The 22,309-nt window shown below is 68.6% G+C and carries 23 protein-coding genes and 1 tRNA gene; 12 read left to right on the forward strand and 12 right to left on the reverse strand.

Annotated elements, in window-relative coordinates; genetic code table 11:
- The first annotated feature begins 18 nt into the window (after positions 1-18).
- The 5 genes from ACRDPS_RS17560 to ACRDPS_RS17580 all read left to right on the forward strand — a co-directional run bounded on the left by ACRDPS_RS17560 (position 19) and on the right by ACRDPS_RS17580 (position 2,042).
- Positions 19-180: a hypothetical protein gene (locus tag ACRDPS_RS17560; protein WP_431502950.1), complete on the forward strand. Its 162-nt coding sequence runs from the start codon at positions 19-21 to the stop codon at positions 178-180.
- A gap of 11 nt (positions 181-191) precedes the next feature.
- A complete protein-coding gene (gene nadD, locus ACRDPS_RS17565; protein WP_431502951.1) occupies positions 192-887 on the forward strand; it encodes a nicotinate-nucleotide adenylyltransferase in 696 nt (231 codons plus the stop codon).
- Complete coding sequence (gene rsfS, locus ACRDPS_RS17570; RefSeq protein ID WP_431502952.1) at positions 884-1,258, forward strand: ribosome silencing factor; 375 nt, start codon at positions 884-886, stop codon at positions 1,256-1,258. Before nadD ends, rsfS begins: the two co-directional genes overlap by 4 nt.
- Positions 1,259-1,264: 6 nt before the next feature.
- Positions 1,265-1,903: a histidine phosphatase family protein gene (locus ACRDPS_RS17575; protein ID WP_431502953.1), complete on the forward strand. Its 639-nt coding sequence runs from the start codon at positions 1,265-1,267 to the stop codon at positions 1,901-1,903.
- Between the two features lie 63 nt (positions 1,904-1,966).
- Positions 1,967-2,042 (forward strand) — tRNA-Ala (locus ACRDPS_RS17580).
- Between the two features lie 232 nt (positions 2,043-2,274).
- Here the strand turns inward: ACRDPS_RS17580 and ACRDPS_RS17585 are convergent.
- The 3 genes from ACRDPS_RS17585 to ACRDPS_RS17595 form a co-directional block, all read right to left on the reverse strand.
- Positions 2,275-2,730 (reverse strand): DUF5990 family protein, encoded by a 456-nt coding sequence (locus ACRDPS_RS17585; protein WP_431502954.1) that lies wholly within the window; start codon positions 2,728-2,730, stop codon positions 2,275-2,277.
- A gap of 63 nt (positions 2,731-2,793) precedes the next feature.
- The gene (gene gdhA, locus ACRDPS_RS17590) at positions 2,794-4,134 is read right to left on the reverse strand and encodes an NADP-specific glutamate dehydrogenase (protein ID WP_431502972.1); all 1,341 of its coding nucleotides are present in this window, start codon (positions 4,132-4,134) and stop codon (positions 2,794-2,796) included.
- Positions 4,135-4,308: 174 nt separating this feature from the next.
- The gene (locus ACRDPS_RS17595) at positions 4,309-5,265 is read right to left on the reverse strand and encodes a 2-hydroxyacid dehydrogenase (protein ID WP_431502955.1); all 957 of its coding nucleotides are present in this window, start codon (positions 5,263-5,265) and stop codon (positions 4,309-4,311) included.
- A gap of 302 nt (positions 5,266-5,567) precedes the next feature.
- Between ACRDPS_RS17595 and ACRDPS_RS17600 the strand changes: the two genes are divergently transcribed.
- Positions 5,568-6,206: an isochorismatase family protein gene (locus tag ACRDPS_RS17600; RefSeq protein ID WP_431502956.1), complete on the forward strand. Its 639-nt coding sequence runs from the start codon at positions 5,568-5,570 to the stop codon at positions 6,204-6,206.
- Here the strand turns inward: ACRDPS_RS17600 and ACRDPS_RS17605 are convergent, their stop codons facing one another.
- From ACRDPS_RS17605 to ACRDPS_RS17625, 5 genes are all read right to left on the reverse strand, one after another.
- Positions 6,207-6,551 carry a GNAT family N-acetyltransferase gene (locus ACRDPS_RS17605; RefSeq protein WP_431502957.1) on the reverse strand — a complete coding sequence of 115 codons (345 nt, stop codon included), beginning with the start codon at positions 6,549-6,551 and terminating at the stop codon, positions 6,207-6,209.
- Positions 6,552-7,025: 474 nt separating this feature from the next.
- Positions 7,026-9,038 (reverse strand): acetate--CoA ligase, encoded by a 2,013-nt coding sequence (gene acs / locus ACRDPS_RS17610; protein ID WP_431502958.1) that lies wholly within the window; start codon positions 9,036-9,038, stop codon positions 7,026-7,028.
- 78 nt (positions 9,039-9,116) lie between these two features.
- Positions 9,117-9,512 (reverse strand): DUF779 domain-containing protein, encoded by a 396-nt coding sequence (locus ACRDPS_RS17615; protein ID WP_431502959.1) that lies wholly within the window; start codon positions 9,510-9,512, stop codon positions 9,117-9,119.
- 17 nt (positions 9,513-9,529) lie between these two features.
- Positions 9,530-11,053: an acetaldehyde dehydrogenase ExaC gene (exaC, locus tag ACRDPS_RS17620; RefSeq protein WP_431502960.1), complete on the reverse strand. Its 1,524-nt coding sequence runs from the start codon at positions 11,051-11,053 to the stop codon at positions 9,530-9,532.
- A gap of 115 nt (positions 11,054-11,168) precedes the next feature.
- A complete protein-coding gene (locus ACRDPS_RS17625; RefSeq protein WP_431502961.1) occupies positions 11,169-12,374 on the reverse strand; it encodes a transcriptional regulator in 1,206 nt (401 codons plus the stop codon).
- Positions 12,375-12,545: 171 nt separating this feature from the next.
- Between ACRDPS_RS17625 and ACRDPS_RS17630 the strand changes: the two genes are divergently transcribed.
- The 3 genes from ACRDPS_RS17630 to ACRDPS_RS17640 are packed head-to-tail and all read left to right on the forward strand — an operon-like array spanning position 12,546 to position 15,840.
- Positions 12,546-13,739, forward strand: a complete 1,194-nt coding sequence (locus ACRDPS_RS17630; protein WP_431502962.1) for an iron-containing alcohol dehydrogenase — start codon at positions 12,546-12,548, stop codon at positions 13,737-13,739.
- Positions 13,736-15,157, forward strand: a complete 1,422-nt coding sequence (locus ACRDPS_RS17635) for a sensor histidine kinase (RefSeq protein WP_431502963.1) — start codon at positions 13,736-13,738, stop codon at positions 15,155-15,157. The genes ACRDPS_RS17630 and ACRDPS_RS17635 overlap by 4 nt, the downstream gene beginning before the upstream one ends.
- A complete protein-coding gene (locus ACRDPS_RS17640; RefSeq protein ID WP_431502964.1) occupies positions 15,157-15,840 on the forward strand; it encodes a MadR family response regulator transcription factor in 684 nt (227 codons plus the stop codon). Before ACRDPS_RS17635 ends, ACRDPS_RS17640 begins: the two co-directional genes overlap by 1 nt.
- Positions 15,841-15,867: 27 nt before the next feature.
- Here the strand turns inward: ACRDPS_RS17640 and mftM are convergent, their stop codons facing one another.
- The 4 genes from mftM to mdo form a co-directional block, all read right to left on the reverse strand.
- The gene (mftM, locus tag ACRDPS_RS17645) at positions 15,868-16,770 is read right to left on the reverse strand and encodes a mycofactocin oligosaccharide methyltransferase MftM (RefSeq protein WP_431502965.1); all 903 of its coding nucleotides are present in this window, start codon (positions 16,768-16,770) and stop codon (positions 15,868-15,870) included.
- Positions 16,767-18,302 carry a VWA domain-containing protein gene (locus tag ACRDPS_RS17650; RefSeq protein WP_431502966.1) on the reverse strand — a complete coding sequence of 512 codons (1,536 nt, stop codon included), beginning with the start codon at positions 18,300-18,302 and terminating at the stop codon, positions 16,767-16,769. The genes mftM and ACRDPS_RS17650 overlap by 4 nt, the downstream gene beginning before the upstream one ends.
- A gap of 18 nt (positions 18,303-18,320) precedes the next feature.
- Positions 18,321-19,541, reverse strand: a complete 1,221-nt coding sequence (locus tag ACRDPS_RS17655) for an AAA family ATPase (RefSeq protein ID WP_431502967.1) — start codon at positions 19,539-19,541, stop codon at positions 18,321-18,323.
- 152 nt (positions 19,542-19,693) lie between these two features.
- Complete coding sequence (mdo, locus tag ACRDPS_RS17660; protein WP_431502968.1) at positions 19,694-20,986, reverse strand: NDMA-dependent methanol dehydrogenase; 1,293 nt, start codon at positions 20,984-20,986, stop codon at positions 19,694-19,696.
- 301 nt (positions 20,987-21,287) lie between these two features.
- Between mdo and mftA the strand changes: the two genes are divergently transcribed.
- From mftA to mftC, 3 genes are all read left to right on the forward strand, one after another.
- The gene (gene mftA, locus ACRDPS_RS17665) at positions 21,288-21,392 is read left to right on the forward strand and encodes a mycofactocin precursor MftA (protein WP_431502969.1); all 105 of its coding nucleotides are present in this window, start codon (positions 21,288-21,290) and stop codon (positions 21,390-21,392) included.
- 19 nt (positions 21,393-21,411) lie between these two features.
- Positions 21,412-21,699, forward strand: a complete 288-nt coding sequence (gene mftB / locus ACRDPS_RS17670; protein WP_431502970.1) for a mycofactocin biosynthesis chaperone MftB — start codon at positions 21,412-21,414, stop codon at positions 21,697-21,699.
- On the forward strand, positions 21,696-22,309 hold a 614-nt coding region (gene mftC / locus ACRDPS_RS17675), incomplete at its 3' end, for a mycofactocin radical SAM maturase (protein ID WP_431502971.1). The genes mftB and mftC, both read left to right, overlap by 4 nt.

Here is a 22,309-nt window from a genome sequence, read left to right on the forward strand (position 1 = left end):
CAAGGTAATCTGTCGCCCATGGCGAACTCTGTAGTGTCGAGCATCATCACCTCCGCTGAGCACGGGGCCGAGCACGGGACCTCGGGCATCGAGTGGGTCGTCGGTGCCGGCGCCCTGGCGATCCTGGTCTTCGCGCTCATGGTGCTGGTCTGGTTCGCCGGCGGCCGTGAGCACTCCTGAGCGCTGATCAGATGGGCAGCGGGGGAGCGCTCGAGCCGGGCCTGGAGGGCCTGACCGGCAAACGCCGTATCGGTGTCATGGGCGGCACGTTCGACCCGATCCACCACGGCCACCTGGTGGCGGCCTCCGAGGTGCAGTCGTTCTTCGACCTCGATGAGGTCGTCTTCGTGCCCACGGGCGACCCGTGGCAGAAGGCCGAGCGGGATGTCTCGCCGGCCGAGCACCGCTATCTGATGACGGTCATCGCGACCGCCGCCAACCCGCGGTTCACGGTGAGCAGGGTCGACATCGACCGGGCCGGCCGGACCTACACGATCGACACGCTGCGCGACCTCGCCAAGGCGCTGCCCGACTCCGAGCTCTACTTCATCACCGGTGCCGATGCGCTGGCCGAGATCTTCACCTGGCGCGACACCGACGAGCTCTTCGAGCTCGCCCAGTTCGTGGGCTGTACGCGACCGGGCTACACCATGGATGCCGAGGTCATCGCGAAGATTCCCGCCGACCGCATCACCATGCTCGAGATCCCGGCCCTGGCGATCTCCTCCTCCGACTGCCGCGAGCGGCGTCACCGTGGAGAGCCGGTCTGGTATCTCGTCCCCGACGGTGTGGTCCAGTACATCGGCAAGCACGACCTCTATCGACCGGCCCGGGGGAATCTTTCCTCCGCCGACCACCCGAAACTCACTCCGACGGAGCCTTCATGACCGCCACCGAGCACGCTCTCGAGCTCACCATCACCGCCGCCCGAGCGGCCTCGGAGAAGAAGGCCGCCCACATCATCGCCTTCGACGTCAGCGACCAGCTGGCCATCACCGACACCTTCTTGCTGGCCTCGGCGCCCAACGAGCGCCAGGTGCAGTCGATCGTCGACGAGGTCGAGCTGAAGCTGCGCGACCTCGGCTCCAAGCCGCTGCGCCGCGAGGGGCACAAGGAGGGTCGCTGGGTGCTGCTCGACTACGGCGAGATCGTCGTGCACGTCCAGCACGAGGAGGAGCGTCAGTTCTACGCCCTCGAGCGGCTCTGGCGCGACTGCCCCGCCATCTCGCTGCCCGCCGACGTCATCTCCGAGAGCTGACGACCGGTGGCCGAGCCTGACCAGACCCGTCGCCGCATCATCCTGCTCCGCCACGGCGTCACCGAGTGGAACGCCGACGGTCGTTACCAGGGCCAGACCGACATCGAGCTCGCCGAGACCGGCCACCAGCAGGCCAAGGCAGCCGCCCGGGCCATCGGGACGACGTACGCCGTCACCCGCCTCGTCTCCTCGGACCTGATGCGGGCACGGCAGACCGCTGCGCACGTTGCCGAGGAGACAGGCCTGGAGGCTGCGTACGACGCTCGCCTGCGGGAGGTCTGCGCTGGCGAGGCCGAGGGGCTGAACCGAGCCCAGATCCTCGACCGCTTCGGTGAGGTGCCGGCCAGCTGGGAGCCGTACGGCGGGGAGTCCTGGCCCACGGTCGCGGCTCGTTTCACCTCCGCGCTGAACGACGTCGCCGAGTCGGTCGCGACCGGCGAAACCGTCGTGGCCGTCGCCCACGGCGGCGCCATCCGCCAGGGCCTGGCCGCCTTCCTCGGCTGGGACCCGACCGTGGTCACCACCCTCGCTCCGCTGCCCAACTGCGCCTGGATCGAGCTCGTCGCCAGCGAAACCACCCACGGCCTCATTCCCTCGGCGCCGTGGCGCCTCGCGACGTACGGATCAGGGGCCCCGATTTCGTGATCGAAAGACCAGTCCGCTAATGTTCTTCTCGTTGCCCGGGGTTGATCACCGGGACAACGCCACGGGGGTGTGGCGCAGCTGGTAGCGCATCTGCATGGCATGCAGAGGGTCAGGGGTTCGAGTCCCCTCACCTCCACCAAAAGAGCAGGTCAGAGGCCATGTTCGAGTCCTAGCAATAGGGGCCGAACATGGCCATTGTCCATTTCCCGGCTAGATATTCAGAAAGCGTACGTTCGCCCGCGACTCGAGCCTCAATCGGGCGTGGATGGGATCGTGCACCTGACTGGCGTGAACACCACTGCCAGCCCCCACTTTCCTTCAGCCGCACGAGCCACGCCGAGGACCACGTGGAGGCGGCCGCCGGCCGGTCACTATGTTGTGACTGTCGACAGCTCGAGAGCGGGCGCACGGAGACGGGCACAGCGGGGCCCGCCGCACTCGTCGGTGAGGTCGACCCGCGCCACCACTGTCTGGTCCGGGTCTGCCAGTGGGTCGAAGGGCAGCAGGTCGTCGAGCATGAGCTTGGCGCGGCGTACGAGGACGAAGGTGCCGTCGGGACGTACGTCGCCCCAGGTGAGGTAGACGAACCGGGAACCCCGCTTGCCCTGCACGGCCGGACCTCGGAAATCGATTCTGCCGGCATCGGGGTGGTCCGGGCGGTCGAGGACCTCGATCGTGGTCGACCACACGGCTGACTCGCTGTCCCCGGGCACCAGGTCCTCCGGATCGCGACGCACCTGCAGGCCGACATGGAGGTTGTGGCACGGCTCGCCATCGACGTGCCAGGACCGGCCGGGAAAGTGATGACCGTGAATCTCTAGGAGCACGATCCCGATTCTGACAGGACTACGGCTGCCGTACCTGGGACGCGGCAGCAGGTCGAGCAGACCTCAGATGACCCCGAGGGCAAGCATCGCGTCGGCGACCTGGATGAAGCCGGCTACGTTCGCACCCGTCACGTAGTTGCCGGGGGCGCCGTACTCGTCGGCGGTGGCGACGCAGCGGTCGTGGATGTCGACCATGATGTTGCGCAGCCTCTCCTCGGTGTAGTCGAAGCTCCACGAGTCGCGGGACGCGTTCTGCTGCATCTCGAGCGCGCTGGTCGCGACCCCACCCGCGTTGGCGGCCTTGCCGGGGGCGAAGGCGACTCCTGCGTCCGTGAAGACCTTGACCGCCTCCGGGGTGCAGGGCATGTTCGCGCCCTCGGCGACGACGACGCAGCCGTTGCGTACGAGAGAGACGGCGTGATCGGCGTGGAGCTCGTTCTGGGTCGCGCAGGGGAGGGCGATGTCGCACGGTACGTCCCACACGGAGCCGTCGGTGACCAGCCGGGCCGAGCCGCCACGCTCGTCCACGTAGTCGGAGATGCGGGCGCGGCGTACTTCCTTGACGTCCTTGAGCAGCTCGAGGTCGATGCCCTTCTCGTCGACGATATAGCCGCTCGAGTCAGAACAGGCGACGACGGTCGCCCCTAGCTCCGCCGCCTTCTCGGCGGCGTAGATCGCGACGTTGCCGGAGCCGGACACCACGACCGTCTTGCCGTCGAAGGACGCGTTGCGCGTCTTGAGCATCTCGTTGGCGAAGTAGGCGGTGCCGTAGCCGGTCGCCTCGGTGCGCGCCAGCGAGCCGCCCCAGCCGACGCCCTTGCCGGTCAGGACGCCGGACTCGTAACGGTTGGTGATCCGCTTGTACTGCCCGAACAGATAGCCGATCTCGCGGCCACCGACACCGATGTCTCCCGCGGGCACGTCGGTGTACTCGCCGATGTGCCGGTAGAGCTCGGTCATGAACGACTGGCAGAAACGCATGATCTCGGCGTCGCTGCGGCCCTTGGGATCGAAGTCCGAGCCACCCTTGCCGCCGCCGATCGGCATGCCGGTCAGGGCGTTCTTGAAGACCTGCTCGAAACCGAGGAACTTCACGATGCCGAGGTAGACCGACGGGTGGAAGCGAAGACCACCCTTGTACGGGCCGAGCGCCGAGTTGAACTCGACGCGGAAGCCGCGGTTGAGCCGAACCTGGCCGGAGTCGTCGACCCACGGCACGCGGAAGATGATCTGCCGCTCCGGCTCGCACACACGGCGGATGATCGCCGCGTCGGTGTACTCCGGGTGGCGAGAGACGACCGAGTCGAGGCTGTCGAGCAGCTCGCGGGTCGCCTGGTGGAACTCGGTCTCACCGGGATTGCGGGTCAGGATCTCGTCGTAGATCGGCTGCAGGGTGCTGTTCAGGGAAGTCAACTGTGGCTCCTTTTGTCTCCTGCGCGCTGCCCCGACGACGTTGGCGGGCCCAGAACGCCAACCTCCACGCTCTCACGAGCACGCCCTCGCCGATGTTCTGGCCCGGGAACGTGGAACGGTCTCTGGCCGGATCGCGCGGCTGCTCAGCGGCCCGCGGCATTGGCACTACGGCTGCTGTACCTCTGGGACGGGGGTGAGGACGGTGCCGTCGGCGAGCCAGCGGTCGAGGTTGTCCAGGGTCAGCTGCTCCATCGCGGCACGGGTCTCGACGGTGCCGCTGGCCAGATGGGGGAGGAGCACGACGTTGTCGAGGGACATCAGCTCCTGGGGGACCTTGGGCTCCTCGGTGTAGACGTCGAGCCCGGCGCCGGCGATGCCGCCATCACGGAGCAGCTCGACCAGTGCGTCCTGGTCGACGACGGAGCCGCGGGCGATGTTGATGAGGTAGCCGTCGGGGCCGAGGGCCTCGAGGACCTTGCGGTCGACGAGGTGCTGCGTACGGCTTCCACCGGAGGTGGCGACCACCAGGATGTCGACCTCGGCGGCGAGCTCGGCGGGTGAGGCGGCGTAGGAGTAAGGAGAGCCGGGTACCTCGCGCCGGGAGTGGTAGGCGATCGGGCAGCCGAAGGCCTCGAACCGGGTCGCGATCGCCTGGCCGATCCGGCCCAGGCCCAGGATGCCGACCCGTTTGCCCGAGACCTTGCGGGTCAGCGGAAAGTTGCCGACCTTCGACCAGTCGCCGCGACGTACGTAGCGGTCGGCTGCGCTGAGCCCGCGCAAGGTGTCGATGGCGAGACCGATCGCGATGTCGGCTACGCAGTCGGTCAGCACGTCGGGGGTGTTGGAGACCAGTACGCCGCGCGCGGCGGCGGCCTCGACGTCGGTGGTGTCGTAGCCGACCCCGAAGTTGAGGATGGCGCCGAGCGAGGGCAGCTCCGTCATCAGATCGGCCTGCACGCCGACGCGTCCGGTGGTGACCGCGGCGCCGATCGCGGGGCCGTGCTCGGCAAGGAACACGGCCCTGGTGTCGTCGTCAGGGAGCACGAGGGCGTCATAACGCTCGGCGAGGGTGGTGGCCAGCGACGGCTTGAGCGGTCCTACCTGGAGGATGCGGCGGTTCACGGTTTCTCCTGTCGGGCGAGTGCCCATCAGACGATGGTCTTGACGAGGGCGGTCAGCTCCGCCATCTCCGGCTCGGTGAGAGGCTAGGTAGCAAATGCGATACGCGTCCAACATCGTGACTGCATCGAGCGATGCTGTATGGGCATGGTCTGACGGGCTTGACGTCACACGAGCACGCTCATATGCGCAGGTCAGATACCCGTCCACATATGAAGACGCACGCGGGTGGGCGGGATAGCGGGATGCCGCAGGTGCACCTAGTGTGGCCGGGAGACCGTTACCTATGAAAGGGAGCTGGCGCCATGGGCAAGACCGAACCTGAACCGGTACGCGAGCCGGCCGGGGACCATCTGCTGGCGCCGGGCAACTGCGTGCTGGCGTTGATCGACTACCAGCCCGAGCAGTACTCCACCGTCACCACGTCCTCCCGGGAGGAGCTCGACCTGAACGTGGTCGCGCTGTGCCGGCTCGCCACCAGCTACGACGTACCGGTGGTCCTCTCCACCGTGGGGGTCGACCTGGGAGTCAACCAGGGCACGGCGCAGCTGATCCGAGATGAGCTGCCCGGGGTCGAAGAGATCGACCGCACCGGCGTCAACGCCTGGGAGGACCCGGACTTCCGTGCGGCGATCGAGAGCAGCGGCCGCCGCAAGGTGGTGATCGCCGGTTTGTGGACCGAGGTCTGCCTCACCTTCCCCACCCTGGACATGCTCGCCGAGGGCTATGACGTCTATCCCGTCGCCGACGCGGTCGGCGGGATCAGCCAGATCGCTCACGACAGGGCCTTCGACCGGATGATCGCCGCGGGCGCCGAGCCGGTGACCGCCATCTCGTTCGGGTCGGAGCTGATGCGCAACTGGGCTCGCGAGGACTCCGACAAGCTGCGCAAGGTCATGCGGTGGTACTTCCCCGAGCGTCAGCGCATCGCCGACAAGGACTGATCAAGCGGGTTTTCGCGACGCTGCCTCACGCGACAGCTCGAGCGCGCGCGGCGTCACCGGGTCGATGTCGTCGGCGTACTCCGTGTGACGCTCCAGGAACGCCTTGACGTACGGGCACACGGGCACGATGCGTACGCCCTGGCCGCGGGTCTCGTCCAGAGCGTGACGGACCAGCTCGGATCCGAGGCCGCGGCCGCCGTACTCCTTGTGGACCACGGTATGGAAGAAGATCCGCTGGTTCGAGTCGTCGACGAACTGGGTGAATCCCGCGACCGCGTCATCGACGGCGATCTGATACCTGTCCGGGTCGTGCTCGCGGGTGACGCTGCTGGTCTCGTTCGACATGTCCCTACCCTGACGCTCTTGCAGGTCCGGGTGCAAGGGTCTCCCGCTGGCCTCGGTAGCCGCGTCAGTCCGAGACGTACGCCGATCGTTTGCCCACCCATCCCCGACTGCGCGCAGACCGCCAGGTTCGTGCTCCGGCGACGATGACACGGATCGTCGTCAGAGATCGGGCGGTGGGCCGGACCGGGTACGGGCCAGGGGCCGAGTTGGTCGTGCGACCGAGCAGTCGGAGCACCACTTGCGGATGTCATCGGTCCGGAGGTGCCAGAACGCATGCCAACCGAGGGTCGGGAGGCCACAGAGCGTCAGCTGGGTGCCGATGCGCTTGAGGTGCGACTCGCCCCAAGGTGCGCGCATGCCTCCGCGCGGGGGTTCGCGGTGCCGCGCGACGATGACCAGGCCCTGTTCGGTCAACGAGCGAACAGCCGTGACCGTCGCGCTACGTCGGGCGTTCTCTGTCCTTGGCATGAGAGGTCATGCCTTCGCGGTCTGGTCGTCGCGGCCGGCGATCAGCGACATGATGGCGGGGTCGCTGAGCGTCGTGGTGTCGCCGATGGCTCTGTCCTCGGCGACGTCGCGCAGGAGCCGACGCATGATCTTGCCGGATCGGGTCTTGGGCAGCTCGGGGACGATGGTGATCTTGCGGGGCTTGGCGATGGCGCCGATCTCCTTGGCCACGTGGCTGCGCAGCTCGTGCACGAGGGCGTCACCGGTGGAGGCGCCGTCGTCGGCACCGGAGCGCAGGATCACGTACGCGACCACCGCCTGGCCCGTGGTCTCGTCGGCGGCACCGACCACGGCAGCCTCGGCTACCCGCGGATGGGAGACCAGGGCGGACTCGATCTCGCTGGTCGAGAGCCGGTGGCCGGAGACGTTCATGACGTCGTCGACCCGGCCGAGGACCCAGATGTCGCCGTCCTCGTCCTTCTTCGCGCCGTCCCCGGCGAAGTAGTAGCCCTGCTTCTCGAAGAGTGCCCAGTAGGTCTCGACGAATCGCTCCTCATCGCCCCAGAGCGTGCGGAGCATCGCCGGCCAAGGCTCGGTCAGCACAAGAAGTCCACTGGATCCGTTCGGCACCGAGGCCCCGTTCTCGTCGACCACGTCGACCCCGATGCCGGGCAGCGCCCGCATCGCGGAGCCGGGCTTGCCGGCGGTGACGCCGGGGAGCGGGCTGATCATCATCTGCCCGGTCTCGGTCTGCCACCAGGTGTCGACCACAGGACAGCGGTCGCCGCCGATGACGTTGCGATACCAGAGGTACGCCTCGGGGTTGATCGGCTCGCCGACCGATCCCAGAAGGCGCAGCGAGGAGAGGTCGTAGCGATCCGGGATCTCGCGGCCCCACTTCATGAACGTCCGGATCGCTGTGGGGGCGGTGTAGAGGAGGGTCACGCCGTAGCGCTCGATGATCTCCCACCAGCGGCCCTGGTGCGGACTGTCCGGCGTGCCCTCGTAGAGGACCTGGGTGACGCCGTTGGCGAGAGGCCCGTACACGATGTAGCTGTGGCCGGTGACCCAGCCGATGTCGGCGGTGCACCAGTAGACGTCCCCCTTCTCCTCGGCAGAGCCCGGCTTGAGGTCGAAGACGGCATGGTGCGTGTACGCCGCGCCGGTCAGGTAGCCGCCGGTCGTGTGCAGGATGCCCTTGGGCTTGCCGGTCGTGCCCGAGGAGTACATGACGTAGAGCGGGTGCTCGGCGTCGAACGCCTCGGGAGTGTGCTCCGGCGAGGCGCCGTCGACCACGTCGTGCCACCACACGTCGGTGGCGTCGTCGAAGGGCACGTACTGTCCGGTGCGACGGACGGCGAGGACGTGATCGACCGGGCTGTCGTTGCCCAGCTTGCCGATGGCGTCGTCGACGATCGGCTTGAGCGCGGACGGGGCGCCGCGGCGGTAACCACCGTCGGCGGTGATGACCACCTTCGCCCGGCAGTCCTGGATCCGGGAGGCCAGTGCCTCGGCCGAGAAGCCGCCGAAGACGACGGTGTGGGTCGCCCCGATGCGGGCACAGGCGAGCATCGAGATCACCGCCTCGGGGATCATCGGCAGGTAGATCGCCACCAGGTCACCGGTGCGTACGCCCAGGTCGGTGAGCGCGTTGGCGGCCCGTGACACCTCGTCCTTGAGGTCGGCGTAGGTCAGGTCCCGTACGTCACCCGGCTCGCCGACGAAGTGGAAGGCGACCGTGTCGCCGCGACCGGCCTCCACGTGCCGGTCGACGCAGTTGTACGCCGCGTTGAGCTTGCCCCCGACGTACCACTTCGCGAACGGGGCGTTGGACCAGTCGAGCACCTCGGTGAACGGCTCGGCCCAGGTGAGCCGCTGGGCCTGCTCGGCCCAGAATCCCAGCCGGTCGGCGTCGGCGCGTTCGTAGACGTCGGCCTTGACGTTCGCCTCGGCGGCGAGACCGGCGGGCGGCTCGAACCGTCGCCCCGCGTCGGGACGGCTGGTCGAGGTCTCGTCGGCGACATTGGCTCCGGTGGTCATGTGGGATCCTGCCTTCTGGTCTGCGTGGTGGGGCTGGGGGCTGTCTGGTTGGGGGCTGCGTGGTTGGGGGAGGTGGGGTCAGCCGTCGGCGGACGCCGTGGTCAGTGCTTCGTACTCCTCGTCGGTGAAGACGCGGGAGCGGATCAGGAAGCGGACCCCGAGAGGCGCCTCGATCGAGAAGCCCGATCCGCGGCCCTTGACGACGTCGATGGTCAGGTGGGTGTGTTTCCAGTACTCGAACTGGGCCTTCGACATCCAGACCGGAACCGCGCGGTCCAGCTCGATGTCGAGATCGCCGAGATGGATGTCGGCGCTGCCGACGATGAACTCGCCGTCGGGATAGCACATCGGGGCCGACCCGTCACAGCAGCCGCCGGACTGGTGGAACATCAGCGGGCCGGCCTCGGCGGTGAGGCGGCGGAGGAGCTCCGCCGCCTCACTCGTGAGGTCGACCCGGTGCGGAAGGTCGCGCATCTCCGGGTCAGCGCCTCTCAGAAGAAGCCGAGGGCATCGGGGGAGTACGACACCAGGAGGTTCTTCGTCTGCTGGTAGTGGTCGAGCATCATCTTGTGGTTCTCACGACCGATGCCGGACTGCTTGTAGCCACCGAACGCCGCACCCGCCGGGTAGAGGTGGTAGCAGTTCGTCCACACCCGGCCGGCCTCGATCTCGCGGCCGGCACGGTAGGCCTGCGCCCCTTCACGCGACCAGACGCCGGCGCCGAGGCCGTAGAGGGTGTCGTTGGCCAGCTCGAGCGCGTTGGCCTCGTCGGTGAACTTGGTGACCGAGACGACCGGGCCGAAGATCTCCTCCTGGAAGATGCGCATCGAGTTGGTGCCCTCGAAGATGGTCGGCTGGACGTAGTAGCCCTCGGCGAGGTCGCCGTCGAGGATGTTGCGCTCACCGCCGGTGAGCACCTTGGCGCCCTCGGCCTTGCCGATGTCGATGTAGGAGAGGATCTTCTCCAGCTGGTCCTGGGAGGCCTGCGCACCGATCATCGTGGTGTCGTCGAGCGGGTTGCCCTGGACGATCTTCTCGACGCGTACGACGGCGTCGGCGAGGAACTCGTCGTAGATCGACTCCTGGATCAGCGCACGCGAGGGGCAGGTGCAGACCTCGCCCTGGTTGAGGGCGAAGAGCGCGAAGCCCTCCTGGGCCTTGTCGTAGAAGGCGTCCTTCTGCTGGGCCACGGAGTCGAAGAAGACGTTCGGGCTCTTGCCGCCCAGCTCGAGGGTGACCGGGATGATGTTCTGGCTGGCGTACTGCATGATGAGCCGGCCGGTGGTGGTCTCACCGGTGAAGGCGACCTTGGCGATCCGCGACGAGGAGGCCAGCGGCTTGCCGGCCTCGACGCCGAACCCGTTGACGACGTTGAGCACGCCCGCGGGGAGCAGGTCGCCGATGAGCTCGACCACCTTGAGGATCGACCACGGGGTCTGCTCGGCGGGCTTGAGCACGACGCAGTTGCCGGCGGCGAGGGCCGGGGCGAGCTTCCAGACGGCCATCAGGATCGGGAAGTTCCACGGGATGATCTGGCCGACCACACCCAGCGGCTCGTGGAAGTGGTAGGCGACGGTGGTCTCGTCGAGCTCGCCGGCGCTGCCCTCCTGGGAGCGGATGGCGGCGGCGAAGTAACGGAAGTGGTCGACGGCCAGAGGAATGTCGGCGGCCAGGGTCTCGCGAACGGGCTTGCCGTTGTCCCAGGTCTCCGCGACGGCGATCGAGGTCAGGTTCTCCTCGAGGCGGTCAGCGATCTTGTTCAACAGGTTGGCGCGCTCGGTGCCCGAGGTACGTCCCCACGCGGACTTGGCGGCGTGGGCGGCGTCGAGGGCCGCCTCGATGTCCTCCTCGGTGCCGCGTCCGACCTCGGTGAACGGCTTGCCGTTGACGGGGGAGATGTTCTCGAAGTACTGACCCTTGATCGGGTCCACCCATTCGCCGCCGATGTAGTGGCCATAACGGCTGTTGACGGAGACGAGTGAGTCCGGCTTGCCCGGGGCTACGTAGGTGGTCATCTTCAATGCTCCTGATGTCGGGACTCGGCGTCATCTGTGACGCCGTTCACATCACCGTAGGAGCCGTTACGTTGCAGACACGTTGCCGTTGCTCGCCCTCGGTCCGGAACCTGTCCTAACGGGTAGGCGGGCCCGCGAACTCGTGGTCCAGACGGGCCAGCTGGCCGGTCGCCAGCGCCCAGACGGGCGAACCCGGAGGCAGGAGATCGCGCTGCAGGGCCCACATCTCGTAGTCGTCCGAACCCCAGGCCGAGCGGGTCCAGGCCGACATCAGGTCGGGTTGGCCGGCATGCATGATGGCGGCACGCATCTGTTCGGTGAGGGCCTGGCGCAGGCGTACGACGCCGGGAGCCGTGGACCGTGGGAGCAGGGGCCCCCGGAAGGCGCGAAGCGCGCCGGCGACGTCCCCGGATGCGAGCAGCGCTTCGACAGCGAGCCAGTCGCCGCCGACGTCCGAGACGAGCCGGTAGGGGCGCGAGGCGAAGAACGTGTCGCCGAGCAGGTGGCGCAACCGGTTGAGCTCGGCGCGCAGCGTCGAGGATCCGCCCTCGTCCTCGTAGAGCAGCACGCTGAGCTCGTCGCCGGAGAGACCGCGCGGGGTGCTGGCGAGGAGCAGGATGAGCTCGCTGTGGCGTGGCGAGAGGCGCATCCGGCCGGTGTGCCCGAGGTCGTCGTCGACGGTGAGCAACGCGTCGTTGCGACCGAGCGCCTCGATCGTGATCGTGGCACGTCCGGGGGTCTGCGGGGTCTCCGCGACGAGGCGGTCCCGGGCGAGCTCGGTCTCCGCGAGCCGCACCGTGGCCCGGATCAGAGCCATCGTCTGGGGCACGACGATCTCGTCGCCACCGGTGATGTCGAGCACGCCGAGCAGCTGCGAGCTCCCGGGGTCGTGGATGGGCGCCGCGGCACAGCTCCAGCGGCGCACGGAGTGGCGGAAGTGCTCGCTGCGTACGACGCTGCTGGGCTGGTCGAGGCGCAGCGCCAGTCCTGGTGCGTTGGTGCCGGCAAGGCGCTCGTCCCAGTTGCTGCCCTCGACGAAGCCGATCGACTCGGCCCGGCGCAGCGCGGCGCCGGAGCCGCAGACCCACAGCAGCTGGCCTGCCTCGTCGGCGACCGCCATCACGGCGTCGCAGTCGCGGGCGGCCTGGCCGAGGACGTCGTCGAGGAGGGGAAAGACACGGGCGAGCTGGTGCTCGGCGCGCGCCGAGTGCAGCGCTCCGTCGTCGAGGGTTATCGGCGCGGCGAGCTCATCGGCGGGAACTCCCGCCGCGGCAGAGCGGTGCCAGGAGTCGGCGACCTCCGCTCGCATGCCCTTGTCCATCTCTCCAGTGTGACACCGTTCACGTTGCAACGGCGTTGCAACGTTTCCGTCGGCTGGTTGGCCGGACCAAGGCAAAGCCTGCAACCGGATTGCAACCTGCACGCCCTTATGGTGTGGCGTGCGTCACTAACGGCTCTGAGATCTGTGGCGCGCTGAGGAGGTCGTTTCGCCATGCTCACGCTCGATGCACCGTCGCTTCCCGCGTCCCGGGATGATCGGCGGCTGTTGAAGTTCCATGTTCCCGAGATGGTGTTCGGGCTGGGCTCGCTGGCCGAAGCCGGCTTCTGCGCCGGTCGGTTGGGTGCACGCCGGCCCTTCGTGGTGACCGACCCTGGCGTCATCGATGCGGGTTGGGTCGACGAGCTGCTCGCTCACCTCGCCGAGGTCGGCCTGAAGCCGATGGTCTGGGCTGGGGTGACCCCCAACCCCAAGGACCACGAGATCGAAGCCGCGTACCTGGCCTATGCGGAGTACGGCGGCGACGTCATCATCGGGATCGGCGGTGGCTCGGCCCTCGATGCCGCCAAGGGCGTCGCGATCGTCAGCGGAAATGGTGGTTCGATCCGCGACTACGCCGGCGTCGACCGCGTCGAGCAGCCGATCCCGCCTCAGCTGATGATCCCGACCACAGCCGGCACCGGGTCGGACGTCTCGCAGTTCTGCATCGTCACCGACACCGCCAACGCGGTGAAGATGACCATCATGGGACGTTCGCTCGTACCGGACATCTCGGTGACCGACCCGCGCCTGCTGAGCACGATGCCGCAGGACCTCGCCGCCGCGACCGGGCTCGACGCCCTGACGCACGCGATCGAGTCGTTCGTCTCGTTGGGGCACAACCCACTGGCCGACGGGCACGCTCTGTCTGCCGCGCGCCTGGTCGCCAAGGCGCTGCGCCGCAACGTCGAGGTGCCCGGCGACGAGCGGGCCCGGCTGTGGATGGCGCAGGCCAGCCTCGAGGCGGGTCTGGCCTTCTCCAACGCGATCCTCGGGGCGACCCACGCGATGAGCCATCAGGTCGGCGGCCTGTACGACCTGCCGCACGGAGTGGTCAACGGAGTCCTGCTCCCACACATCATCCGCTTCAACGCCGACGTGGTTCCGGAGCGCTTCGCGATGCTGGCGGACGCCATGGGTCTCCGCGTCGAAGGCGTACCCGATCGCGAGGCCGCCGAGATGCTGGCCCAGTACGTCCAGGAGCTGTCGGCCTCCGTCGGAGCGCCCCGACGGCTCGGTGCCCTCGGAGTCACCGCCGCCGACATCGACCGGATGTCGCTCACCGCCACGCGCGACGCCTGCCTGGCCACCAACCCTCGGCCCGCGGCGAAGGAAGACATCGCCGGCATCTTCCGAGAATCACTGTGACCACCCAGCCACGTCCGCTCTCGGCTGCCGAAATCGCCCGGCGGCTGCCGGACCTCGCTGCGCTGACCGGGGTGCGCTCGGGCAAGCAGACCTACTACTCGGCCTACCAACGATCCAACGAGCGACTGCAGCGCACGGTCGCCGCGATGGACTCCATCTCCGGCGCGTTGGTCCACTCCGTCGAGGGCCCGCGGGCGCTGCTGGAGAAGATCGTCCGGGTCGCCTCGCACCACCTCGACGCGCGGTGGGCCGCCCTGGCCCTCACCTCCGAGGCGCTGCCCTCGACCCGTCCCCGCTTCCTGGCGACCGACGCCGACGGTCTCGTCCTCGATGACGTCGCCGACCTGGCCGAGGAGGCGAGTCGAGCCGTTCAGCGGGTCGAGGCCGGCGACCTGCCGCTCCGCGCGACCCAGGACGACGAGGACGGTGTCGTCGTCGTTCCGATGATGCTCGACGGGCACGCGATCGGTGGTCTGGTCGCCGCGCCGCAGGACGACATTCCTCTCGAGATCCCGGACCTCTCGGTGCTGCACATCCTGGCCAACCTGGCTGCGGTCTCGTTGCACACCGGGGATCTCTACCGGACCGGTCTCGCTCAGCAGCGACGTGCGCATCAGCTCTTCGAAGAGGTCTCCGAACAGGCCAGGCTGCTGTCCGTACGTGACGAGGAGCTGCGTGCGGCGGAGCAGCGGCTCCGGGTGGCAGACCAGCGCGAGCTGCTCGAGAACGAACGCCGGCGCATCGCGCTCGAGCTCCACGACAGCGTCGCACAGACGGTGCTCAGCGCTGGGCTGGTGGTGGAGATGCTCCGCGGTGACTTCGCCGCCGAGCCGGCTGCCGGGACCCGTGGTTCCGTGCTTCCGGAGCTGGACCGTGCGCGCGACCTGATGTCGACGGCGACCGAGCAGCTCAGGTCGGTGATCTACGCGCTGAACCACGAGCGTGCCGCGGAGAACGTCGCCAGCCTGCCCGAGCTGCTGGCCGAGATGGCCGCCCAGCATCGCCCCCACCTGAACGTGCGGCTGCGCGTGGAGGGGAGCCCCGTGCCGATGGGTACGGCGGCCGAGCATGCCCTGGCGAGGACTGCCGGCGAGGCTCTGTTCAACGTCGCGATGCACTCCGATGCCCGCCGGGCACTGGTCCGGCTCCGATACCTCGAGGACTGTGTCGTGCTGCGGATCGGCGACGACGGCGACGGCGACCCCGCGGCGATGCGGCGCACCGTACGCCTGGCTCGCCGCGGCGCCGCCGACGGCAGGCATCGCGGCCTGCTGGGCATGGCTCTGAGGGCCGAGGGACTGGGCGGCACCCTGTCGATCCGTCGCTCCCGAGCCGGTGGCGTCGCCATCGAGTCCCGGGTTCCGCTGTCCGGCGTCCTGCCTGGCACCGTTCGTTCGCGCGAGGAGAGTGACCAGTGATGAGTGTCCCGACTATCGCCCCCGGCCGGGCACGTGACGCTGCCGGCACCATCGGCGTCGTCCTTGTCGATGATCATGCGATGGTGCGCCAAGGGCTGCGTTCGGTGCTCGAACGCGAAGCCGACCTGCGGATCGTGGGGGAGGCGAGCTCCTCGCCGCAGGCACTCGCCGTCGTCGCGTCCACCCGGCCCGACGTCGTGCTGCTCGACCTCCGGCTCTCGCCGTCGAGCGACAACGAGGGCATCGACCTGTGCGCACGCCTGCACGAGGCGCATCCCGAGGTGGCTCTGCTCGTCCTCACCACCGTGATCGACGACCAGCTCGTCCTCGAGGCCATCCACCGGGGCGCGCGAGGGTATGTCGTCAAGGAGGTCGACACCTCCGAGCTAGTCCGTGCGATCCGTGCCGTGAACCGCGGCGAGAGCGCCTTCGACTCGCGCAGCGCCGCGGCGATGGTGCGGGGGATCAACTCGGAGTCGGCCGCGGAGAACCGACAGCTGACCGACCGGGAGCAGGACGTCCTGCGCCTGCTCGCCCGCGGCATGTCCAACCGCGGCATCGGCAAGCAGCTCTTCATCTCCGAGACCACCGCGAAGTTCCACGTCGGCAACATCCTGCGCAAGCTGCAGGTCAGTCGTCGCGCGGAGGCCGTCTACGTGGCGAGCAAGGAAGGCTTCATCTGAGCCCCTCGCCCCGTCAAGGTGTGATGGTCAGGGACGGTCGAGGATCAGCCATCCGCCATGGTGGTCGTGGACCTGCCACCACCAGCCGCTGTCGTGGGCCAGCTCGGTGAGGTCACCTGCGCTGAACGTCCGGACATGGCCGTACGCCGCGGTCGGCTCGTCCTCGTAGGGCACCGCGATGACGACCCGTCGACGGGCCAGGCGCTGCATCTCCCGGACGACGGCGAGGCCGTGCTCAGGTGGCAGGTGCTCGAGCAGGTGCAATGCCACCACCGTGTCGAAGGAGGCGCCGGGTCTGGGCACCCGGGCGGCGTCGCAGATCACCGTGCTCAGGCGCAGGGCGAGGCGCGGTGCGACCTGGGTCAGCAGCCGCACCGTGTTCGGGGTGAGGTCGCTCGCCGTGACATCGCGGTCCGCGGCGCAGAGCAGGCTGAAGAACCCGAAGCAGCTGCCCAGCTCGAGCATCGAGCCCGGGTCTATCAAGGCGCGTGCGTGGGCGTAGACCGGCGCGTAGCCGGCCAGCGAGCCTTCCGCCAACGCGGCGTGCGCCTCCGGAGGGTCGGCTGCGACGGGTCCGGTCAACCGGTCCAGGGTGTTGCCGTAGAACAGGGTCCACGCCGAGAGCGGGTCGGGCGCCGAGGTGATCACGATCCCGGTCATCAGCCGCTCGAAGAGATCGCTGCCCTCGAGCCAGCCCGGTGCGAACAGCTCGGTCGCGAGCAGGCCCGCCAGGTCGTTGTCGATCAGCTCGGCGGGCAGATCGTGCACCAGGTGGACCTGGTCGTCGTCGGCCCAGAACGCGAACGACCGGGTCCGGTGCGCTGCGGCCGGGGCAGACCCGCCGCGCACGACCTCGACCAGCCCGTCACGGTAGGCGTCGGAGTCGGAGCTCGCCAGCGGATCGATCGGCGGCAGCACGGCGAGGGTCATCGTCCGACCTCGGTCAGGTGGGACGTCACCAGATCGAGCCCGGCGAGGTCGCGGACGATGTGGACGCGGTCGCAATGGGTGGCGTACGCCGGTAGATCGCAGCTTCCCAGGGTCCACGAGTAGCGAGGCTCGGGAGTGATCCAGATCGTCTCGCGAGCTCGTCGGGTGATCTCCTCGAACGCCGGGATGGCGGGGTCGTTGCCGTTCCCGCGGCCGTCGCCGAGCACGATCACGGTCGTACGCCGGTTGATGCCGCCCCCGAACTCGTCGAGGAACTGGCCGAACGCGGAGCCGTAGTCGGAGTCGGTGTCGACGTCGAGGATGCCGCCCGCCGGCAGCCCGGACAGGGTCAGCGACAGCGCCTCCTCCATCTGGTGCTCGGCGAAGAGATCGGTCACCTCGACCAGGTCGGAGACGAAGGCGAAGGTACGCACCTGCGAGGCCATCCCCTGCAGGCCGTGGACCAGCTGCAGGGTGAACCGGGCGGCGGCGCGTACGGACAGGGAGACGTCGGCGAGCACCAGCAGGCGCGGGCGGTCGGTCACCTTGGCTATCGTCACCGGCCGGAACGGCACGCCGTCGCTGCGCATGTTGCGCCGCATCGTCCGGGACCCGTCGATGCTGCCCCGCGCCGCTACGCGTCGTCGGGCACGAGGAGCCCCGTGCAGGCTGCGGATCAGCCTGCGGAGCGAGTCCTCCAGGGTGGCCCGCTCGAGCTCGCCGATGCGATCGATCTCCCGGGCGCCGGCCTCACGGGACTCGATGGCGGCATCGGAGGCCATCAGCTCCTCGAGGTGCGCCTGCAACGCGGACGGCAGACCGTCGAGCAGGCCGGAGAGGCTGGCGCGGAGTGCGTCGAGCTCATCGGGTTCGAGGGTCGCTCCGGGCATATCCGCATCGGCGTCGTCCAGCCATGCCAGCAGCGCCATCTCCTCGGCCACCGTGAGCTCGACATCCATCCGGGTGCCCGCCTTGTCCGCGATCCTGCCGGGGCGACCCGGATTGTGCAGCCGTGTGGTGTCGAGCTGGACACGGGCCGCCTCGGTCCGCGCACCGTCGCCGTCGTTGGAGAGCACGATCTCGTCGGTCATCGCGGCCATGTCGAGCTTGTTGGCCTCCTGGTGCAGGTTGTACTGCTGAGAGAGGTCCTCGGGATCGAAGTAGTCGCGGATGTCGTCCGGCTTGCCGTGGCTGTGTCCCTGGCTCGGAGTCTTGCCCGGCTCCTCGGAGAGGACGAACTCCTCGAGCTCACCCTCGTCCTCCAGGTCGTCGTGGGCATGGGAGTGGCCGTGCTCGTCGGGAGCGTCGAGCACCGGTCGCAGGCTGAAGAAGCGGTCGAAGGTCCGCTCGAAGGTCGCCGCGTCTCGCTGGTCCTTGATCAGCGTGACCCGCAGCGCGCTGCGGAGCAGCGACCGGTTGTCGAGTACGCCGGGCGCGCCCGCCGCCCGCGACGCGTCGACGACCTCGGAGATACCGATCCGGACGCCCTGCAGTCGGAGCAGGCGTACGAAGCGGTGGATTGCGCCATCCATGACTCAGCCCTCCGCCTGTCAGAACGGCCGGCGCCGGCCGGCGAATGCGCGCGCGCCCTGGTCTGCGGACACCTGGCGGGCCGGGCCCATGGAGCCGGTCCCGTAGTAGGCCTCGTCGTGGCGTCCGGGCAGGTCCTTGGACCGTCGCACGGCGGCCCCGTCGGGCCCGTCCTGGCCGATCTCGTGGCCGTCCTGTTGGCCATTCTGATGGCTGTTGTCGTGGCTGTGGTCGCCGTGACCGTGCCCGTGGCCATGACCGTGCCCATGGTCGTGGTCGATCTCGGCGTTCGGATCGACGAGCCGCGGCAGCGCCTCGAGGGTGCGCTTGAGGTCGCGGTCGTACTTCACGACGACGTTCGCGGTCGCCGACAGCGTCTCGGCGGTCAGCTCCTCGGCACCGAGGACCGCGAGCGTACGTGCCCAGTCGACGGTCTCGGAGATGCTCGGTGCCTTGCGCAGGTCGAGCTCGCGCAGGCCGCGGACGATGTCGACGAGCTGTCGCGCGAGCTCGTCGGCGAGACCGGTCTTCTTCGACCGGATGATCTCCAGCTCCCGCTCGGCGTCCGGGTAGTCGAGGAACAGGTGCAGGCAACGGCGCTTGAGCGCCGCGGAGAGATCGCGGCTGTTGTTCGAGGTCAGGATGACGTACGGCAGGTGGACGGCCGTGAAGGTCCCGAGCTCAGGAACTGAGACCTGATACTCGGCGAGAAGCTCGAGCAGCACCGCCTCGAGCGCCTCGTCGGCGCGGTCGACCTCGTCGATCAGCAGCACGACCGGCTCCTCCGAGCGGATCGCCTCGAGCAGCGGGCGGGCCGCGAGGAACCGTTCGGAGAAGAAGGCGCTCTCCTCGGCGGCGATCGCCTCCACGGCCGAGGCGAGGTCGGGAGTGTCGGCGACGATCGAGCCGATCTTCTCGCGCATGAGCTGGGTGTAGAGGAGCTGGCGGCCGTAGTCCCACTCGTAGAGCGCGGTGGTCTCGTCCTGGCCCTCGTAGCACTGCAGGCGCAGCAGCTTGCGGCCCGTGACCGCGGCCAGCGACTTGGCCAGCTGGGTCTTGCCGACGCCGGCCGGGCCCTCCAGCAGCACCGGCTTGTCCAGCTGGGTCTGGAGGAAGACGGTCGTGGCGAGCCGCTCGTCGGCCAGATAGCCCTGGTCGGTGAACTGGTCGATGACGTCGGCGACGTTCTCGAAGCCGGCATGTGTGTCGAGATCGACGAGCTCGACGGACTGTGCGTTCATGGGTGCCTCCTGGGGCGACGGGGCAGATTGCAACGAGTGGGCATGTGGCTGGGCATGTCTGTTCGGGGAGGGGGAGATCAGGGGAAGTCGTGGAGTCGGTCCGACCCGGGGGCGCATGCCCCGGCCCCCAGGCCGGACCGAGCTGGTGGGGATCAGGTCAGCAGGTCGTCGAGGTCGCCGTTCAGGGCGTGGTCGACGACGGGGCGGACCGTCTCGAAGGTGCACTCCTTGGCGTTGCCCGGGGTGCAGGCATCGCCGAGGACGTGGTTGGTGATGCGGTCGACGTCCGCCGCGTCACCCTTGATGACCTTCGCGTTCTCGTAGTACTTGGTCGGGCCCTGGCCCAGCCGGTTCTTGGAGTAGCTGTCCTTGGTGACGTCGACGAAGCGCTCCGGGATGCCCACGTCGCGCAGCAGCCGGATCGCGGCTGCGAGCGCGGCGTCGGCGGCCTGCGGCTTGGTCATGCCACGGGTGTCGACGCCCATCGCCTCGGCGATGTCCGCGAACCGTCCGTACTGCGCCGGCATGTTGAACGCCCATACGCGGGGCAGCGCGATGGCGTTGTTCAGGCCGTGGTGGGTGTCGTAGAAGGCGCTCACCGCGTGCGAGATCGAGTGGATGATCCCGAGACCGCCCGAGTTGAACGCCTGGGCGGCGATGTACTGGGCGTACATCATCCCCTCGCGGCCCTTGAGGTCCTGACCGTTCCAGACCGCCTCGCGCAGGTTCTCCGAGGTCAGCTTGATGGCCCGGATCGCGTTGCCGAGCGAGGGCTCGAAGTTCAGGCGCGAGACGTACGGCTCGGAGGCGTGCGCGAGCACGTCGAAGCCGCACTGGGCGGTGTAGTCGATCGGGCAGTCGAAGTAGAGCACCGGGTCATCGATGGCGAGGGTCGCCACCGAGGCGTCGTCGAACGCGACGTACTTGTGCGGGTTGTCGGGGTCCGTGGTCGTGTCGGTGATGACGTACGCCCAGGAGGTCTCCGAACCGGTGCCGGCCGTGGTGGACACGGCGATGTGCGGAGGGTTGTTGGGGTTCTCGGACTTGTTGAAGCCCTCGAACTCGTTGACGTTGCGGCCGTCGTGGGCCACCGAGACGCGGGCGCCCTTGCAGGCATCGTGCGAGGACCCGCCGCCGATGGAGATGAACGAGTCGCACTTGTTCTGCTGGTACAACGCCACGGCGTCCATGGAGTTGTAGTCCTTGGGGTTGGACTCGACCTGGTCGTAGACGACCGCGTCGAGGCCGTGGTACTTCAGCGAGTCCACGATCTTCTGGACGATGTTCGTGCCCCGAAGGCCGGACGTCATGACCAGCGGCTTGGTGAACCCGAGCTTGATCGCCTCGGGACCGATGAGCTCGTGGGATCCGGGCCCGAGGAGCGCCCGCGGGAACGGGTGGAACTCCTTGATCGGGAATGGCTTGAGCAGCTCGTCAACCTGCATGGGGAACCTCCTGTTTGGACTGATGACGTGCTCGAACGTAAGCCGCGTCACACCCCCAGCGGGAGGCCCGGAAGCGCAAACCATCCGCTGCGAGCAGGAGGTCCTGATCGGTCGGCCCGGCGCGTACCTACCCGTTCGGAGAGGAGTCGCGGGCCGGGCCTTCCGATGCCTCGGCGAACCCCTCCGAACGGATAGGTCGATGTGCACTTCCGGACGGCGCTGAGCGTGGCCGTCGGTCTCTAACGTCGGTTTTGTCAGCGCATCGATCACCGGTGCATCCGCCAAACGAAGGAGTCCGGACATGTCCGCTCACACCACCAGCTCCGCCGACGTCGACACCGACCTGGTCGAGGAGGACCTCCTCGTCGAAGAGGTCTCGATCGACGGCATGTGCGGCGTCTACTGATCTGAAAGGACCAGACACCATGACCTCCTTCGACCCCCAGGGCGCCTGGCGCCGCAACCCCAGCGTCGTGATCCGGCCCGAGCCCTTCGGCGCCCTCGTCTACGACTTCGGCTCGCGGCGGCTCTCGTTCCTCAAGGACCTCGCGCTCGTGCGGGTCGTGGAGGCGCTGGACGGATCGGTCTCGGCAGACGCCGCCCTCGACACCGTCGGTGTCACCGAGGCCGATCGCCCGCACCACCTCGCGGCCCTCGCCGCCCTTGCCCGTTCCGGAATGATCAGCCCACGCCAGGAGGCGATCGCGTCATGACCCTGATGGACCAGCACACCGAGAGGCAACCCGTTCCGCGGCTGATCGACCAGTTCGAGCACGGCCTGGACGCCCCGATCTGCCTGACCTGGGAGCTCACCTACGCCTGCAACCTGGCGTGCGTGCACTGCCTCTCCTCCTCGGGCCGTCGTGACCCGAACGAGCTCTCCACCGAGCAGGCCAAGGCCGTCATCGACGAGCTGCAGCGGATGCAGGTCTTCTACGTCAACATCGGCGGCGGTGAGCCGACCGTTCGTCCCGACTTCTGGGAGCTGCTCGACTACGCGGTCGCCCACGACGTCGGGGTGAAGTTCTCGACCAACGGTGTCCGCATCACCCGCGAGAGGGCGGCCCAGCTCGCCGCCTCGGACTACGTCGACGTACAGATCTCGCTGGACGGCGCGACCGCCGAGGTGAACGACGCGGTACGTGGCCGCGGCTCCTTCGACATGGCGGTCCGGGCGCTCGCCAACCTGCAGGAGGCCGGCTTCACGGACTCCAAGATCTCGGTCGTCGTGACCCGCGAGAACGTACGCCAGCTCGACGAGTTCAAGGCGTTGGCCGACACGTACGGAGCGACCCTCCGCCTCACCCGGCTGCGCCCCAGCGG

The organism is Nocardioides sp., assembly GCF_050699375.1.
Classification (GTDB): Bacteria; Actinomycetota; Actinomycetes; order Propionibacteriales; family Nocardioidaceae; genus Nocardioides.

Bases quoted from the DNA above. Each gene is read 5' to 3' on its own strand.
- mftM (WP_431502965.1), bottom strand. From the start codon at position 16,770: ATGACCCTCGCCGTGCTGCCGCCGATCGATCCGCTGGCGAGCTCCGAC.
- nadD (WP_431502951.1), top strand. From the start codon at position 192: ATGGGCAGCGGGGGAGCGCTCGAGCCGGGCCTGGAGGGCCTGACCGGC.
- ACRDPS_RS17655 (WP_431502967.1), bottom strand. From the start codon at position 19,541: ATGAACGCACAGTCCGTCGAGCTCGTCGATCTCGACACACATGCCGGC.
- ACRDPS_RS17650 (WP_431502966.1), bottom strand. From the start codon at position 18,302: ATGGATGGCGCAATCCACCGCTTCGTACGCCTGCTCCGACTGCAGGGC.
- mftB (WP_431502970.1), top strand. From the start codon at position 21,412: ATGACCTCCTTCGACCCCCAGGGCGCCTGGCGCCGCAACCCCAGCGTC.
- mdo (WP_431502968.1), bottom strand. From the start codon at position 20,986: ATGCAGGTTGACGAGCTGCTCAAGCCATTCCCGATCAAGGAGTTCCAC.
- ACRDPS_RS17630 (WP_431502962.1), top strand. From the start codon at position 12,546: ATGCTCACGCTCGATGCACCGTCGCTTCCCGCGTCCCGGGATGATCGG.
- ACRDPS_RS17615 (WP_431502959.1), bottom strand. From the start codon at position 9,512: ATGCGCGACCTTCCGCACCGGGTCGACCTCACGAGTGAGGCGGCGGAG.
- exaC (WP_431502960.1), bottom strand. From the start codon at position 11,053: ATGACCACCTACGTAGCCCCGGGCAAGCCGGACTCACTCGTCTCCGTC.
- acs (WP_431502958.1), bottom strand. From the start codon at position 9,038: ATGACCACCGGAGCCAATGTCGCCGACGAGACCTCGACCAGCCGTCCC.
- rsfS (WP_431502952.1), top strand. From the start codon at position 884: ATGACCGCCACCGAGCACGCTCTCGAGCTCACCATCACCGCCGCCCGA.
- ACRDPS_RS17640 (WP_431502964.1), top strand. From the start codon at position 15,157: ATGAGTGTCCCGACTATCGCCCCCGGCCGGGCACGTGACGCTGCCGGC.
- mftA (WP_431502969.1), top strand. From the start codon at position 21,288: ATGTCCGCTCACACCACCAGCTCCGCCGACGTCGACACCGACCTGGTC.
- ACRDPS_RS17625 (WP_431502961.1), bottom strand. From the start codon at position 12,374: ATGGACAAGGGCATGCGAGCGGAGGTCGCCGACTCCTGGCACCGCTCT.
- ACRDPS_RS17600 (WP_431502956.1), top strand. From the start codon at position 5,568: ATGGGCAAGACCGAACCTGAACCGGTACGCGAGCCGGCCGGGGACCAT.
- ACRDPS_RS17605 (WP_431502957.1), bottom strand. From the start codon at position 6,551: ATGTCGAACGAGACCAGCAGCGTCACCCGCGAGCACGACCCGGACAGG.
- ACRDPS_RS17560 (WP_431502950.1), top strand. From the start codon at position 19: ATGGCGAACTCTGTAGTGTCGAGCATCATCACCTCCGCTGAGCACGGG.